At 63.8% G+C, this 15,113-nt stretch carries 12 protein-coding genes; 9 read left to right on the forward strand and 3 right to left on the reverse strand.

Translation table 11 applies throughout. The features are described 5' to 3' along the window. Positions 1 to 98: 98 nt before the first annotated feature. Positions 99 to 2,201, reverse strand: a complete 2,103-nt coding sequence (locus tag YUO_RS0114235) for a HAMP domain-containing methyl-accepting chemotaxis protein (RefSeq protein ID WP_028347876.1) — start codon at positions 2,199 to 2,201, stop codon at positions 99 to 101. Positions 2,202 to 2,741: 540 nt separating this feature from the next. On the opposite strand from YUO_RS0114235, the gene YUO_RS40705 reads away from it, so the two are divergent. Further along, a complete protein-coding gene (locus tag YUO_RS40705; RefSeq protein WP_051379431.1) occupies positions 2,742 to 3,512 on the forward strand; it encodes a ParA family protein in 771 nt (256 codons plus the stop codon). 120 nt (positions 3,513 to 3,632) lie between these two features. On the opposite strand, the gene YUO_RS0114245 is transcribed toward YUO_RS40705, so the two are convergent. Both YUO_RS0114245 and mutM read right to left on the reverse strand, forming a co-directional pair. Next, entirely contained in the window at positions 3,633 to 4,199 is a 567-nt protein-coding gene (locus YUO_RS0114245) for a GNAT family N-acetyltransferase (RefSeq protein WP_051379432.1), read from the reverse strand. After that, complete coding sequence (gene mutM / locus YUO_RS0114250; protein WP_028347878.1) at positions 4,187 to 5,068, reverse strand: bifunctional DNA-formamidopyrimidine glycosylase/DNA-(apurinic or apyrimidinic site) lyase; 882 nt, start codon at positions 5,066 to 5,068, stop codon at positions 4,187 to 4,189. Before mutM ends, YUO_RS0114245 begins: the two co-directional genes overlap by 13 nt. A 79-nt stretch (positions 5,069 to 5,147) precedes the next feature. Here mutM and ubiE point away from each other — a divergent pair, with 79 nt between their 5' ends. The 8 genes from ubiE (at position 5,148) to YUO_RS0114290 (ending at position 15,009) form a co-directional block, all read left to right on the forward strand. Continuing rightward, entirely contained in the window at positions 5,148 to 5,909 is a 762-nt protein-coding gene (ubiE, locus tag YUO_RS0114255) for a bifunctional demethylmenaquinone methyltransferase/2-methoxy-6-polyprenyl-1,4-benzoquinol methylase UbiE (RefSeq protein WP_028347879.1), read from the forward strand. Further along, positions 5,906 to 7,480, forward strand: a complete 1,575-nt coding sequence (gene ubiB / locus YUO_RS0114260) for a 2-polyprenylphenol 6-hydroxylase (RefSeq protein WP_028347880.1) — start codon at positions 5,906 to 5,908, stop codon at positions 7,478 to 7,480. The genes ubiE and ubiB overlap by 4 nt, the downstream gene beginning before the upstream one ends. A gap of 58 nt (positions 7,481 to 7,538) precedes the next feature. Further along, entirely contained in the window at positions 7,539 to 8,981 is a 1,443-nt protein-coding gene (gene coaBC, locus YUO_RS0114265) for a bifunctional phosphopantothenoylcysteine decarboxylase/phosphopantothenate--cysteine ligase CoaBC (RefSeq protein ID WP_028347881.1), read from the forward strand. After that, the gene (gene dut / locus YUO_RS0114270) at positions 8,978 to 9,436 is read left to right on the forward strand and encodes a dUTP diphosphatase (RefSeq protein ID WP_028347882.1); all 459 of its coding nucleotides are present in this window, start codon (positions 8,978 to 8,980) and stop codon (positions 9,434 to 9,436) included. The genes coaBC and dut overlap by 4 nt, the downstream gene beginning before the upstream one ends. 269 nt (positions 9,437 to 9,705) lie before the next feature. After that, the gene (locus YUO_RS0114275) at positions 9,706 to 12,225 is read left to right on the forward strand and encodes a PAS domain-containing sensor histidine kinase (protein WP_028347883.1); all 2,520 of its coding nucleotides are present in this window, start codon (positions 9,706 to 9,708) and stop codon (positions 12,223 to 12,225) included. Further along, on the forward strand, positions 12,222 to 13,742 hold the full coding sequence (tsaE, locus tag YUO_RS0114280) for a tRNA (adenosine(37)-N6)-threonylcarbamoyltransferase complex ATPase subunit type 1 TsaE (RefSeq protein ID WP_028347884.1): 1,521 nt from the start codon (positions 12,222 to 12,224) through the stop codon (positions 13,740 to 13,742). The genes YUO_RS0114275 and tsaE overlap by 4 nt, the downstream gene beginning before the upstream one ends. A gap of 90 nt (positions 13,743 to 13,832) precedes the next feature. Then, positions 13,833 to 14,156, forward strand: coding sequence for a PilZ domain-containing protein (locus YUO_RS0114285; RefSeq protein ID WP_028347885.1), 324 nt, complete (start codon positions 13,833 to 13,835; stop codon positions 14,154 to 14,156). 130 nt (positions 14,157 to 14,286) lie between these two features. Continuing rightward, positions 14,287 to 15,009, forward strand: coding sequence for a nucleotidyltransferase family protein (locus tag YUO_RS0114290; RefSeq protein ID WP_028347886.1), 723 nt, complete (start codon positions 14,287 to 14,289; stop codon positions 15,007 to 15,009). The last annotated feature ends 104 nt before the right edge of the window (positions 15,010 to 15,113 follow it).

Here is a 15,113-nt window from a genome sequence, read left to right on the forward strand (position 1 = left end):
CTGAGCCGGGACCTATGCTGCGGAAGATGGCGCCCCGGCTCTGCAGCGCACCACTTCGTGCTGCGCTGCGTTCGGGGCACGAGACCGGCGCGAGAGAATCAAGCCGCTTTGATGTTGCTGAGGAAGGCTTCGACCTCGCCGCGCATCGTCTCGGACTGCTTCGACAGTTCGCTCGACGCCTGCAGCACCTGATGGGCGGCGGCGCCGGTATCGCCGGCGGCCTGCTGAACGCCGACGACGTTCGCCGATATTTCACCGGTGCCGAGTGCCGCCTGCTGCACGTTGCGGGCGATTTCCTGAGTGGCCGAGCCCTGCTCCTCGACGGCGCTGGCGATTGCGGACGCGATCTCGTTCATTTCATTGATCGTGGACGTGATCCCTCGGATCGCGGTCACCGCCTCGCTCGATGAATTCTGGATCGCAGTGATCTGCGCGCCGATCTGTTCGGTTGCCTTGGCGGTCTGCTCGGCCAAGCTCTTGACCTCGGACGCCACCACCGCAAATCCGCGGCCAGCCTCGCCGGCGCGTGCGGCCTCGATCGTGGCATTGAGCGCGAGCAGGTTGGTCTGCGAAGCAATGTCGTTGATGAGCTTGACGACATCGCCGATGCTGGCGGCGCCGTCATACAGGCCCTGTACCGTCGTGTTGGTGCGATCGGCCTCCTCGACCGCCTTCTGGGCGATCGCGGCGGATTGCGCCACTTGCCGGCCGATCTCTGTGACCGAGCTCGCCAGTTCTTCGGATGCGGCCGCGACGGTCTGCACGTTGGTGGAGGCCTCTTCGGTGGCGGCTGCGACCGCAGTCGCCTGGTTCGAAGTCTCCTCCGCCGTCGCCGTCATCGATGATGCCGTCGCCTGCAGCTCGGTCGAGGCCGAGGCTACGGAGCGCAGCACGGTCGATATGCTGGAATCGAACGCCTGGGTGAGTTCGTTCACCCGCGCCGCCCGCGCAATGCGCGCCTGGATCGCCTCGGCCTCCTTGTCGGCAAGCTCCTTGGCCTTGATCATGTTCTCCTTGAAGATCAGGACCGCCCGAGCCATCAGGCCGATCTCGTCCTTTTTGTCGGTCGCGGGAATGGCGACGGAGTGGTCGCCGCCGGCGAGCTGACCCATGGCGCTAACCATCTTGAGGATCGGCGGCACGATCGAGCGATTGGTGAGATAGACGACCGTCGCTGCGACGCCGATGCCGACACCGAGCAAAACCCAGAGCAGCGTCATCAGGAAGTTGGTTTCGGCCAGCATCGCATCGCCGTCGCGTTTCAGATTATTCTGCTGCCGCGAGACCATTCCGCCCGCGCGCGAGCCGGTCGCGTCTTTGGCGCCGGCAAAGATGTCGAGCAGCTTGTTGGCGCGCGGCGCGGCTTCGTTGGTCAAAAACCACTGCGCCATGTTCCAGCGATCGGAAGCGCGGATTTCGAACATTTTCTGCGGCAGCGGCGAGAATTTGGCGCGGGCTGCCACCAGCGCGTCGAACGCGCTCTGCTGGGCCACCGTCATTTCAGCGCGGCGCTTCGCGAGCGCCTCGAACTTTTTCTGGTTGAGCGCCCAAAGCTCCTCGAACTCGGTCTTGAAGGCCTTGTCCGCGGTCAGAAGATAGGCGCGGATCGCGCCGATTGCGGATGCCATGCTGCCGCGCATGTCGGCAAAGTCGATCAGCAGGCTCTTGCGCGCATCGGTCGAGGCAATGCTGCCCTCCTCGTCGATGATCGAAGTCGCCTTTTGCAGCATGAGCTTGGCCAACGGCGCGGCTTCGGTGGCGAGGATCTTGGCCGCCGGCTGCTCGTCGATGGTGTGGGCGATTGCTTCTGCCTTGTCCTGGGCGCTACGTAGTTCTTCAAGCAGCGGCCTGGCCTGCTTCCAGTCCGCCTTGTTTTGCTCGGACGTCCATTGGGTCGAGATATCGTCCATCCTGGCGCCGTAGCGCTGCATTTCCTTCCAGAGAATCGCGCGCTCGGCCTTGAACGTATCATTGCCGGTGATCAGCCAGCCGCGCAGTGAGGCAAGCGAAGCGTAAACGCCGGCCACCACGTCGCTTGCTGTCATCGCCGTCGGCACACGAAGGTTCACCGTGCGGTCGGTGAATTCGTTCACGGCGCTAACCTTGACGATGGTGGTGCCGACCACGACGGCCAGCAGCGCGCAGAGCACACTAAAGCCCAGGATCAAACGTCCTCGGATGTTCAGATTCAGGAGTGTCACGGCTCATCCCCTTCGATGCGTCAGCGCCAGTGCTGAAAACCCGCGCATCAAGGGTCGGTCGCTACGGTGAACAAAAAACAAATGGACGAACCGTACTAGTACGCAATTTCGTCGCGAGGAATACGGAGTCTCCCGCAAAACCACGGACTTATGACTACTCTAAGGATTTGTGAGATGCATACGTAACGGCAGGCGCGCAGGGTTGATCACGCAAACCCACGCCGGCTCCCGCGAGACCGCCGGCGATGCCGATCGGCCCACCGTCAGCGCACCAGCAGGCGAATGACCCGTCATGCTGCTTTCCCGCTTCTTGCCGTCGTTTCCGTTGGGGCAAATGCGCCGCACGGCAGTATTTGCCCGGATGACCACACTTCCATAATCGGGCATCATTGCAAGCTGACTGATTCGGACTACCGCGATCCCCTGACCTTTGGATCGGGCTGGGCACGTCTGAACGAGCGCGTAACTCGGCGCCGCAGAATGCGGCGCGGCTCGTGTGCCGTAATCAAAATGCCTGAAAGCCATCCAAAAGGATCTGAAATGCAGACGATCGTATTGGCCACCCAGAAGGGTGGCTCCGGCAAAAGCACGCTCGCCATCAGCCTTGCGCTTGCCGCCATCCGGGCCGGGCACAATGTCCGCCTGATCGAGACGGACTCGCAGGGCACCCTTTCGAACTGGAAGCGCCGCCGCCCCTATGCCGCGCCGGTCGTCGAGCCGGTCTACGCCGCCAGGGAGGTCGAACAACGCCTGCAATCGCTCGACCGCGAGGGCGTGACGGTAGCGATCGTGGATACCGCCGGCGGCGTCAGCGCCGCGACCAATTCAGCGATTCGTTATGCGGATTTCTGCCTGATCCCGACGCGCCCGAGCATCGCGGACATTGAGGCGACCGCTCCGACGCTCCGCGTCGTCAGGGCCTGGCACAAGCCGTTCGCCTATGTCCTGAACCAGACGCCGATCCGGAGCGCGGCGCGGCTCGCCAGCGCGGAGAACGCACTGAGCGACGAGGCCGCGCTCGACATCGGCGATATCCTTGCCAAACCCTTGATCGTGATGCGCAACGATCATCAGGATGCGCTCAGCGCCGGACTTGCGGTCTGCGAATACGCGCCGTGCGGCAAATCTGCCGAGGAAATCCGCGCTCTCTGGCAGTGGATCGAAATGCGGCTCGGCAATATGGCAGCGGCCGGCGACGATCCGATCATCGAGGAATTGGTGGAAACGCCTGCGATACTTCCGGCAATGGCTGCGCTGCCGGTCATGGCGAACGACAGCGCTCTCTTCCTGAGAGCGCCGGCTCGCGCCTGACATTCCCGCTTCGCGCAGCGTCACTGCCCGAGGCGAAGACGGAAGCAATCCCGCCAACCAGCCCCGCTGGATTGCTTCGCGGAGCCTGTCATCCGGCGGCGCTTCGCGCGACCGGGTGGCCTACCTGTTCCGGCGCAGCCATTGTTCCCGCGTCACACGCCATCGTTCCGCCAGCGTCTGACCGTTGTGATGGGCAAGCTCGGTGTAGCCGACCAATTCGGCGCCGGTCTTTTGCTTGACCCGGCGCGACGCCTCATTGGTTACCGCGTTACAGACGTAGAAAACCTCGAGGCCGAGTACGCCGAAGACGAAATTGTTCACCTCCGCGACGGCTTCGCTCATCAGGCCTTGATTCCAATAGCGCTCCGCGAGCCAGAAGCCCCGGTTGCCCTTCGCATTGTCCGCCCTCGGGTGAAAGCGAATATTCCCGATCGCCTCGCCATCACCGCCGCGCAGCACCAGCATCCAATTATAGATCTCTTCCCCTGCGGCGACCCTCTCCAACTCCCTCGTAATGAAAGTGGTCGCGCCGTCCTCCGGATATGGCCAGGGGACAACCGATGCGAGATGCTGGATGATATTCCAGTTGTTGAAATGACGTTGGATCGCCGGCGCATCGGATAGCGCCAGCGGCCGCAAGATCAGTCGCTTGGTTTCGAGCGTCGGCGTGATGGTCATTTCTGACATTTCGGACACCAGAAGGTTGAACGGCCGTTCTGTACGAAGCGTCGCACGACACCGCCGCAGCCTTTAGTTTGGCACTTCTCGCCCTCGCGATCATAGACCTGGAACGAGTGCTGGAAATAGCCGAGTTCGCCCGAGGTCAGCCGATGATCGTTGATCGAGGAGCCGCCGGCTTTGATCGCCTGGTTCAGCACCGAATGAATTGCATTCACCAGCCGCCCGGCGTGATCGGTCGGCTCGCCCTTGTTGGTTGCCAGCGTCGCCGCCAACCGGCGCGGTGAGAGGTGTGAGCGATACAGCGCCTCGCAGACGTAGATATTGCCGAGGCCGGCAACCACGCGCTGGTCGAGCAGCGCGGCCTTCAGGCTGGTCTTCTTGTTGAAGCAGGACCGCGCCAGCATCGCGGCGCCGAATTCGTTGCCGAGCGGCTCGGGCCCGAGACCCTTCAATAGCGGTTCATCCTCCAGCACGTTGCGGGCAATAATCTTCATGTAACCGAAGCGGCGCGGATCGTTGAACACGACGGATCTGCCCGACGACATGTGAAACACCACGTGATCATGCGCGCGGTCCTCGCTGCGCGGATGGTGGAATTGGCCGGGCGTATTGTTAGTGCCGCCATCGAGCACCCGGAACGAGCCGGACATGCCCAGATGCATCAGCAGCACGTCGCCGGAGGTCAGGTCCGCCATCAGGTATTTGGCGCGGCGGCCAAGACCGGTCACCGTCTGGCCCTCCAGCCGAGCGATAAAGTCTTTTTGAAAGGGAAACCGCAAATCCTTGCGCCGGGCTTCCGCTTTGAGGATTTTAGACCCCTCCATGGCGGGTTGCAGGCCGCGGCGGACGGTCTCAACTTCGGGCAATTCAGGCATCCAGGCATTCACCTTATGGAGGTGACGTGATAGCGCCATTGCGACGGGCGCGCTATGGTCCGGTAGTGGAGTACATCTAATGGATCGGCCGGATCAAACCACCCATTTTGGCTTCAGGGACGTACCCTTAGGGGACAAGCAGACGCTGGTGAACGACGTGTTTCACAGCGTGGCAAGGCGCTATGACCTGATGAACGACCTGATGTCGGCGGGCCTGCACCGGGTCTGGAAAGACGTCATGATCACGGCGCTCAACCCGCCGAAAAGTGATGCGCCGTTTGCGCTGCTCGATGTCGCCGGCGGCACCGGCGACATCGCCTTCCGTGCGGCCAAGGCCGCAGGCTTTGGCTTCCGCGCCACCGTCTGCGACATCAATGCGGATATGCTCGAAGTCGGCCACAACCGCGCGCTGGCGCAGCATCTCGACCATCAGGTATCTTTCGTCGAAGGCAATGCCGAGACGCTGGCTTTCCCGGATCGTTCGTTCGACGCCTACACCATCGCCTTCGGCATTCGCAACGTGCCGCGGATCGAGGTGGCGCTGCGCGAGGCCTATCGCGTGCTGCGGCCGGGCGGCCGATTCCTGTGTCTGGAATTCTCCACCGTCGACGTTCCCGGACTGGACTGGCTGTACGACCAGTTCTCGTTCAGGGTGATCCCGCCGCTCGGCCGCGCCGTGACCGGCGATGCCGAATCCTATCAGTATCTCGTCGAATCGATCCGGAAATTTCCCCGGCCCAATGTATTTGCCGAGATGATCCGCGGCGCCGGCTTTGCGCGGGTGAAGTGGGAAAGCCTGTCCGGCGGGATCGTGGCGCTGCATTCGGGCTGGCGCTTGTGATTTCTGCGGCGACCCACATCGCGCGGCTTGTCCGCGCCGCTTACGTGTTCGCGCGAGAGGGCGTGTTCGGCGTCGTCGATCCGAGCCTGGTGCCGGCGCCCGGGCAGCTCGCGCTGCGACTGGCGCGATTGATCGAACGGCCCGGCGCCAAATCCGGCCCACGGCTATCCCGCGCGCTGACGCGGCTGGGACCGGCGTACCTCAAGCTCGGGCAGTTTCTGGCGACCCGCCCCGACGTGGTCGGGGTTGCGATGGCGCGCGACCTGGAAAGCCTGCAGGACCGGCTGCCGCCGTTTTCGCAACGTGAAGCGGAAGCGGTGATCGCACTGTCGCTGGAACGCTCTGTGGCCAAGGCCTTTGTCAGCCTCGGCCCGGCGGTCGCCGCCGCGTCCATCGCGCAGGTGCATCGCGCTGAGATCGAGCGCAACGGCGTGCGCCAGCCGGTCGCCGTAAAGGTACTCCGGCCCAACGTTGCCTCGCGCTTTCGCCGCGACCTCTCCGACTTCTTCTTTGTCGCGCACAATGCGGAAGCGCATTCGGCCGAAGCGCGGCGGCTGCGGCTGATCGAGGTCATCAACACGATGTCGCGCACGGTCGCGATGGAGATGGACCTGCGGCTCGAGGCTGCCGCTCTTTCCGAGATGGCGGAGAACACCCGCGACGATCCGGATTTCCGCGTGCCGGCGGTCGACTGGGACCGCACCACCCATAACGTGCTGACGATGGAGTGGATTGACGGCATCGCACTGAACGACCATGCAGGCCTCGAAGCAGCGCAAGTCGATTTGCCCGACCTCGGGCGCAAGGTGATCCAGAGCTTCCTGCGCCACGCGCTGCGCGACGGCTTCTTTCATGCCGATATGCATCCCGGCAATCTGTTTCTCGACGACACCGGACGGCTGGTGGCGGTCGATTTCGGCATCATGGGCCGGCTCGGCGTGAAGGAGCGGCGTTTCCTCGCCGAAATTCTCTTGGGCTTCATCACGCGCGACTACCGCCGCGTCGCGGAAGTCCATTTCGAGGCCGGCTACGTGCCGGGGCATCATTCGGTGGAAAATTTCGCGCAAGCCATCCGCGCCATCGGCGAGCCGATCCACAACCGCACCGCCGAAGAAATCTCGATGGCGAAGCTGTTGACCCTGCTGCTCGAAGTCACCGGCCTGTTCGACATGCAGACCCGGCCCGAACTGATCCTGCTGCAGAAGACCATGGTTGTGGTCGAAGGCGTTGCCCGCGGATTCGACCCGAAACTGGACATTTGGAAAGTGGCAGATCCCGTGGTGCGCGAATGGATCGAGCGCAATCTCGGCCCGCTCGGGCGGGTTCAGGGAGCGATGACCGGCGCCGGCGAACTCGGCCGCGTCATGACGGGCCTGCCGGCGATCGCGTCGCGGGCAGTTGCCGTGATCGAGAACATGGAAAAGATGTCCCGCGAGGGCCTGACGCTGTCGCCAGAGACCATTGCGGCGCTCGGCCGGGCCGAAGGCCGCAAGAGCCGCTGGCGCACGGTGGCACTCTGGATCATCGCAGCGACCTTTATCGGAATTCTGTTTGCGATCCTGCAGTTGTGATTGCAATGCTAGCATAACGTGCTAGCATTGACTGCACAGTTTTGCCGGAGGCCGCCCTATGGCCAGCCTGACCATCCGAAAACTCGACGAGGCCGTCAAAGCCTATCTGCGGCTCAGGTCGGCGGGAAACGGCCGCTCCGTCGAAGAGGAAGTCCGGGTCATCCTGGGAGAACTAATCCAAGGACGCCCCGAACTACCAGGCGGCACGACCTCACCGCCCTCCGTAGACGTCCCCGCACAGGCAGTGCGATCGGCCGGTGCCTCCAGCACACCGAACGTCACCCTGATCATCGGCGGCGGCATTGCCGCGTTCAAGTCGCTGGAACTGATCCGGCGGCTGAAAGAGCGACACATCGACGTCCGCTGCGTGCTGACCAAGGCAGCCCAGCAATTCGTCACGCCCCTTTCGGCCAGCGCACTGTCGCATGAGCGCGTCTATACGGACCTGTTCAATCCCGAGAGCGAATTCGACGCCGGCCATATCCGGCTGGCGCGCGAATGCGATCTGATCATCGTGGCGCCGGCGACCGCCGACCTGATGGCGAAGATGGCGCACGGCCATGCCGACGATCTCGCCACCGCCATCCTGCTGGCGGCCAACCGGCCGATCCTGCTGGCGCCTGCGATGAACCCCCTGATGTGGAACAACGCCGCCACCCGCCGCAACGTACTGCAACTTCGCCGCGACGGCATTCACATGATTGGCCCCAACGCCGGGGAGATGGCTGAGTCCAATGAGGCCGGCATCGGGCGGATGTCGGAGGCGGCCGAGATTGCCGCTGCCGCCGTAGACATCCTGCGCCCGCCGCGGCCGCGTCCGCTCGTGGGCAAGCGCGTGCTGATCACGGCAGGCCCGACGCATGAGGCGATCGATCCTGTGCGCTATATCGCCAACCGCTCCTCCGGCAAGCAGGGCTTTGCCATCGCCGCCGCGGCGCAGGCCGCGGGCGCGGACGTCACGTTGGTGTCCGGCCCGGTCGACTTGCGCGATCCCCCCGGCGTCACGGTGATCCGGGTCGAATCGGCTCGTGACATGCTGCATCGCGTGGAAGCCGCCTTGCCAGCCGACATCGCGATCTTCGCAGCCGCCGTGGCCGACTGGCGCGTTGCCAATGAAGGCGAGCAGAAACTGAAAAAGACGTCCGCCGGCATGCCGCAGCTCCAACTGGTGGAAAATCCCGACATTCTGGCAACGATCTCGAAGTTGAAGGAGAAACGTCCGCCGCTGGTAATCGGCTTTGCCGCCGAGACCGAACATCTGATCGACAACGCGAAAGCCAAGATCGCGCGCAAGGGGTGCGACTGGATCGTCGCCAACGACGTGTCGCCTTCAACCGGCGTGATGGGCGGCGACCGCAACACCGTTCATCTGCTGACGCGCGACGGCGAGGAGATCAACGTCGACAGCATCAAGGTGGAGTCTTGGCCGGTGATGACCAAGGAACAAGTCGCAGCCGAGCTGGTGGCGAAGATTGCGCAGACCATGGAGAAGAATTCGTGAGCGTGACGGTGAAGGTCGACGTCTACCAATTGCCACATGGCGAAGGTCTCGCACTGCCGGCCTATCAGAGCGCCGATGCCGCCGGGCTCGACCTGCTGGCGGCGGTGCCGGCGGATACGCCGCTGATCCTCCCGCCCGGAAAATTCGCGATGGTGCCGACCGCGCTCACGATCGCGTTGCCTTCCGGATATGAGGCGCAGGTGCGGCCGCGCTCCGGGCTTGCCGCCAAACACGGCGTCACGGTGCTGAACTCGCCCGGCACGGTGGATGCGGATTACCGTGGCGAGATCAACGTGCTCCTGATCAACCACGGCGACACGCCCTTTCCAATCAAGCGCGGCGAGCGCATCGCGCAGATGGTGATCGCGCCTGTGGTGCAAGCGGAACTGGTTCCCGTCGCTTCGCTGACGTCAACCGGCCGTGGCAGTGGCGGTTTTGGCTCGACCGGCCGCTGAATCGTTCGGTTTGACGGTTCGGAGCGATGCCGCCTTGATTTTTTCACAGGCAGTTTTGCGTTCACGGTCTGGACTCTTACCGGTCGACTTCCGAAGGAGATACTCTCGACCCGATTCGTGTAGGGTGCGACCAGCAAAAGTGGAGTCCGGTTTTGTGTCCGGGCGCGCTCAATCCTTAGTCGGCGCATAATCTCAACGCAAACCGCTCACATTTTGGCGGATTATGCGCTGGGGGTGGTGCCTGCAGTCATGCGTTCTTGGGGCAAATAATGTCGGGCGTAGTCGCTGCGATGCGTCGAACCCTGCTGTCGTGCACCTCACTGGCGCGCCACGGCGTGATTGCGCTCGCCACCGCCCTCTCCGTGCTGCCGGAGGCCGCGTCGGCCGACGAATTGACCATCACGCAAGCCATTTCCGCCTTGTTCGAGCTCAATCACCAGGAATTCGCGGTGCTGACGACGGCGCTATCGCTGCTCGGCTTTACCGTGGTGGCCGCAATCCTGCTGATGCGAACGCGCATTCGGGCCACCCGGATCGAACTCGACCTGCGCTCCGATATCGCCGACCTGCAGGTACAAGCCGACCGGCTGCGCGCGTTGTTGTTTGCCGAGCCCCAGGTCCTGATCGCCTGGGCCGCAGGCGACAACCGGCCCCAGATCAGCGGCGACACCTCGCTTCTGATCTCGCAGGACGCACTGTCGAACTCGCCGCAACGCATTCTTGCCTTTGGAACCTGGCTGCCGCCGGAACCGGCGCTGCGGATGGACCATGCGGTCGACGCGCTGCGCGAGGCCGGCGAAGGTTTTCTGCTCAACCTCTCCACCTCGAACGGCCGCGCCATCGAAGCGATGGGCCGCGCCATTGGGGGGCAAGCCATTGTGCGGATACGCGAACTCGGCGGCTTGCGCCGTGAACTCGCCGAAGCCAATCTCCGCTACAGAACGCTTTTGGAGGAGACCGAGTTGTTGCGCGACTTCGCCGCCGCGGCGCCCTGGCCGATCTGGGCCAAGAGCGCCGAGGGTAATCTGCGATACGCGAACGCGGCCTATGTGCGGGCCACCGAAGGCGCAAGCGTCGCGGACACGATCTACCGCAACCTCGAACTGCTGGAGAACGATCAGCGTTCCGAGATGGGCCGGGTGCTGAATGACAATTCCACGTACGCCGCACGGCTGCCGATCGTGGTGGGCGGCGAGCGGCGCATCTATGACGTTCAGGCGCTCAAGCTCGGCGGCGGCAGCGCCGGCATCGCCATCGACGCCAGCGAGGCGACCCAGTTGCGCGACGCCATGGAGCGGATGGCGGAAGCCCATCGCCGCACCCTCGACCAGTTGTCGTCGGGGGTTGCGGTATTCGACGGCCAGCGGCGGCTTGCCTTCTACAACGAATCCTACCGGCGGCTGTGGGGTCTCGATCAAGCCTTCCTCGATTCCAACCCAGACGATTCAAGCGTGCTCGACCGGCTGCGCGCGGCGCGCAAACTGCCTGAGCAACCGGATTTCCGCGCCTGGAAGGCTAAGCTCCACGAAGCCTACCGCGCCGTCGAGCCGGAGAACTACACCTGGTTTCTGCCCGATGGCCGCGCCGTCAGCGTCGTCACCACGCCGAACCTCGAAGGCGGCGTCACCTATCTGTTCGATAATGTCACCGAAAGCTTGGATCTCGCACGCCGCTATGACCGGCTGACCCGGGTCCAGCATGAAACGCTCGACAATCTGGCTGAAGCGGTTGCGGTGTTCGGCAGCAACGGCCGCGTGGAGCTGTTCAATCCCGCTTTCCTGAAAATGTGGAAGCTCTCGGCGGAATCGCTCAAAGAGCAGCCTCACATCGAGACTGTAGAAGCGTGGTGCAAGCCGCTGTTCGACAATGCGTTGACCTGGCGGGCGCTGCGCGAGGCGATCACTGCGATCGAGAACCGGGCACAGGTGGCGCAAAAGCTCGAACGCAAGGACGGCAGCGTGCTGGATTGCATGACCATGCCGCTGCCCGACGGCGCGACCCTTTTGACATTCCAGGACATCACCGACACCGAAAATGTCGAGCGCGCGCTGCGCGAGCGCAACGAGGCGCTGGAAGCCGCCGACCAGATGAAGGTGGATTTCGTTCACCACGTGTCCTACGAGCTGCGCGCGCCGCTGACCACCATCATCGGCTTTGCGCATTTCCTCAGCGATCCCTCGACCGGCCCGCTGACGCCAAAGCAGGCCGAGTATCTCGACTACGTCACCAAATCGACCAACGCGCTGCTCGCGCTCACCAACAACATCCTGGATCTCGCCACCATCGATGCCGGCGCCATGAAGCTCGAGCTCGGCCCGGTCAATATCGAAGGAGCCATTCAGGCCGCCGCCGAAGGAATCCAGGACCGGCTGGCGACCGACCGCATCGAGCTCAAGGTCGATATCGATCCTGAGATCGGCAACTTCACCGGCGACGAGCGGCGCGTGGTGCAAGTGCTCTATAACCTGCTTGCCAACGCGGTCGGGTTCTCGCCGCACGATGCCGCGGTCACGATCAGCGCGCGGCGAACCGAGCATCGCGTGATCTTCACCGTCTCCGATTCCGGCCCCGGCATTCCCGCCGAGGTGAAAGACAAGGTATTCGACTGGTTCGAGAGTCACTCCCACGGCTCGCGCCACCGCGGCGCCGGCCTCGGCCTGTCGCTGGTACGCTCGTTCGTCGAACTGCATGGCGGCAAGGTGCGGGTCGACTCGGTCGTCGGCAGAGGCACGACCGTCACCTGCGATTTCCCGATCGACCAAAACGCCCACCGTAACGCCGCCGAATGACCGCGCCTGCAACATTTACAGTGGCGTTGGCGAACGAGGCGGCAACGGCGCATCTGATGGCCGACCTCGCGCTGTTAGTCGGCCCTGGCGACGTCATCACGCTCTCGGGCGATCTCGGCGCGGGGAAGACCGCGGCGGCGCGCGCCATGATCCGTTACCTCGCCGATGATCCCGCGCTCGAAGTGCCGAGCCCGACATTCACGCTGGCGCAGAGCTACGAGCTGCCGTTTCCGATTGTCCACGCCGATCTCTACCGCATCAACGATTCAACCGAGCTGGAGGAAATCGGCTTGTCGCCCTTGCCCGAGGGCACGCTGGCGCTGATCGAATGGCCGGAGCGCGCGCCCGACGCACTGCCTGAAGATCGCATCGACATCGCCTTCAGCCATCGTCCCGCGCTCGGATCGAGCGCGCGGGCCGCCGAAATCACCGGCTACGGCAAGGCGGCGGCGCAGGTGGCGCGCCTAAGCAGCTTGCGCAAATTTCTCACTGAGGCCGGCTTTTTGGATGCAGCGCGCGAGCGCATGCCCGGCGACGCCTCGACACGCTCCTATGCGCGCCTGATCGGCGACGACGGCACATCCATCCTGATGAATTCGCCGCGCCGTTCGGACGGACCGGCGATCTATGCCGGAAAATCCTACAGCGCGGCCGTTCATCTCGCCGAGGATGTCAAGCCGTTCGTCGCCATCGACAACGGCCTGCGCGCACACGGCTTCTCGGCGCCCGCGATCCGCCACGCCGATCTCGATTCCGGCTTTCTGATCACCGAGGATTTCGGCAGTGCCGGCATCGTCGAAGGCGACCCGCCGCGGCCGATCGCCGAACGCTATGAGGCGGCAACCGACATGCTCGCGGCGTTACACCGCGAAAGCCTGCCCGAAACGGCGCCGCTCGGGCCGCAGGGCTCTTACGAAATTCCGGTCTACGATATCGATGCATGGCTGGTCGAGATCGGGCTGATGCTTGAATGGTATTTGCCGGTTCGCGGCGCTGAAGTCAGTCCGCAACAACGCGACGAATTCATCGCGATGTGGCGAACGCTACTCGAAAAGCCGGCGGCTGCGCCGCGAACCTGGGTGCTGCGTGATTTTCATTCACCCAACATCATCTGGCTCGACGACCGCACCGGGATTTTGCGTGTCGGCATCATCGACTTCCAGGACGCCGCGTTGGGTCCTGCTGCCTACGACTTGGTTTCCCTGCTGCAGGACGCGCGGATCGACGTCCCCGAACCGGTCGAGCTGTCGCTCTTGACCCGCTACATCAAGGCGCGCCGCGCGACAGATGGCCAGTTCGATCCGGCCAGCTTTGCCGAGCTCTACGCCATCATGTCGGCGCAGCGTAATACGCGCCTGCTCGGTACCTTCGCCCGGCTCAACGGGCGCGACGGCAAGCCGCAATATCTGCGCCACCAGCCCCGGATCTGGACCTACCTGAACCGCTCGCTGGCGCACCCCGCGCTGGCGGCGTTTCGCGAATGGTATGCCGCCAACGTGCCGCCGCCGCTGCCCTGATTTACCTCCTGTTAGCCACCCCGCATTTAATCTGGAACCGGCCATGCTGCGCAGGCGTGGACCAGCATTTCTTGAAGCGGAAGGACGGCCATGGCGGGGGCGGAACGGCGCCGGGGAGATCGAGTCGTATTCGAGCGCGGCTTTGCGGCGCACATGATGGGCATCGACGGCACCTGGCGGCGTGATTGCGTGATGGAAGACGTCTCCGAGACCGGCGCCAAGCTGACGGTCGAAGGCTCAGTCGAGGGCCTGCATCTAAAAGAATTCTTCCTGCTGCTGTCGTCGACGGGATTGGCCTATCGGCGCTGCGAGCTGGCCTGGGTCAATGGCGATCAGATCGGCGTCAATTTCCTGAAGCAGGGCGACAAGAAGAAGAAAATGGCCAAGCGCGGGGCCGAGGACGCCGACGCCTGAAGTTGGCAAGCGCCGGTGGCCGTCGTACGGCCGTCATGTGCGGCCACTAAGGCCTCATGGTTGGCTGGGTTCAAGCGAAGCGCCGTGGTATGATCCGCGGCGCAATTTGATGGTTCGAGAAACTCCAAAAATGTCCGTTACGCCTACCAAAGCCATGGTCCTTGCCGCCGGTCTCGGTTTGCGCATGCGCCCGCTGACCGACCACATGCCGAAGCCGCTGGTGAGCGTGGCCGGCCAGCCGTTGCTCGATCACGTGCTCGACAAGCTCGCCGGCGCCGGCGTCAGCGAGGCCGTGGTCAACGTGCATTACCTGCCTGACCAGATCATCCAGCACACGGCGAACCGTAGCCGGCCCCGCATCATCATTTCCGACGAACGCGACCAGGTGCTCGGCACCGGCGGCGCGGTGGTGAAGGCGCTGCCGCTGCTCGGCAAGGAGCCGTTCTTCCACGTCAACGCCGATACGATGTGGATCGACGGCGTGCGGCCCAATCTGACACGGCTTGCCGAAACCTTCGATCTTGATCGCATGGACATCCTGCTCTTGATGGCGCCGACCACGAGCAGCATCGGCTATGCCGGCCGCGGCGACTACGCCATGCTGCCGGATGGCGCGCTGCGCAAGCGGCGCGAACATCAGGTGGTACCGTTCGTCTATGCGGGGGCCGCGATCATGTCGCCGTTGCTCTTCGCCGACGCTCCGGCAGGCGAGTTTTCGCTGACCAAAATGTTCGACCGCGCCAACGAGCAGGAACGATTGTTTGGCCTCAGGCTCGACGGCGTCTGGATGCATGTCGGAACCCCCGACGCGGTACAGGCCGCGGAAGAGGCGTTTCTGGAGAGCGTGGCCTGATCCTACGCTGGACCAGTAGTCCCGTAGGGTGGGCAAAGGCGCGTCGCGCCGTGCCCACCATGCATCCCGGATTTCGGTAGGAAGGGTGGGCACGCTTCGCTTTG

The sequence above is a fragment of the Bradyrhizobium murdochi genome (assembly GCF_000472965.1).
In the GTDB taxonomy this organism is placed as follows: domain Bacteria; phylum Pseudomonadota; class Alphaproteobacteria; order Rhizobiales; family Xanthobacteraceae; genus Bradyrhizobium; species Bradyrhizobium murdochi.

Coding starts and splice junctions, on each gene's coding strand:
- YUO_RS40705 (WP_051379431.1), top strand. CDS start 2,742: ATGCAGACGATCGTATTGGCCACCCAGAAGGGTGGCTCCGGCAAAAGC.
- YUO_RS0114245 (WP_051379432.1), bottom strand. CDS start 4,199: ATGTCAGAAATGACCATCACGCCGACGCTCGAAACCAAGCGACTGATC.
- mutM (WP_028347878.1), bottom strand. CDS start 5,068: ATGCCTGAATTGCCCGAAGTTGAGACCGTCCGCCGCGGCCTGCAACCC.
- ubiE (WP_028347879.1), top strand. CDS start 5,148: ATGGATCGGCCGGATCAAACCACCCATTTTGGCTTCAGGGACGTACCC.
- coaBC (WP_028347881.1), top strand. CDS start 7,539: ATGGCCAGCCTGACCATCCGAAAACTCGACGAGGCCGTCAAAGCCTAT.
- YUO_RS0114275 (WP_028347883.1), top strand. CDS start 9,706: ATGTCGGGCGTAGTCGCTGCGATGCGTCGAACCCTGCTGTCGTGCACC.
- tsaE (WP_028347884.1), top strand. CDS start 12,222: ATGACCGCGCCTGCAACATTTACAGTGGCGTTGGCGAACGAGGCGGCA.
- YUO_RS0114285 (WP_028347885.1), top strand. CDS start 13,833: ATGGCGGGGGCGGAACGGCGCCGGGGAGATCGAGTCGTATTCGAGCGC.
- YUO_RS0114290 (WP_028347886.1), top strand. CDS start 14,287: ATGTCCGTTACGCCTACCAAAGCCATGGTCCTTGCCGCCGGTCTCGGT.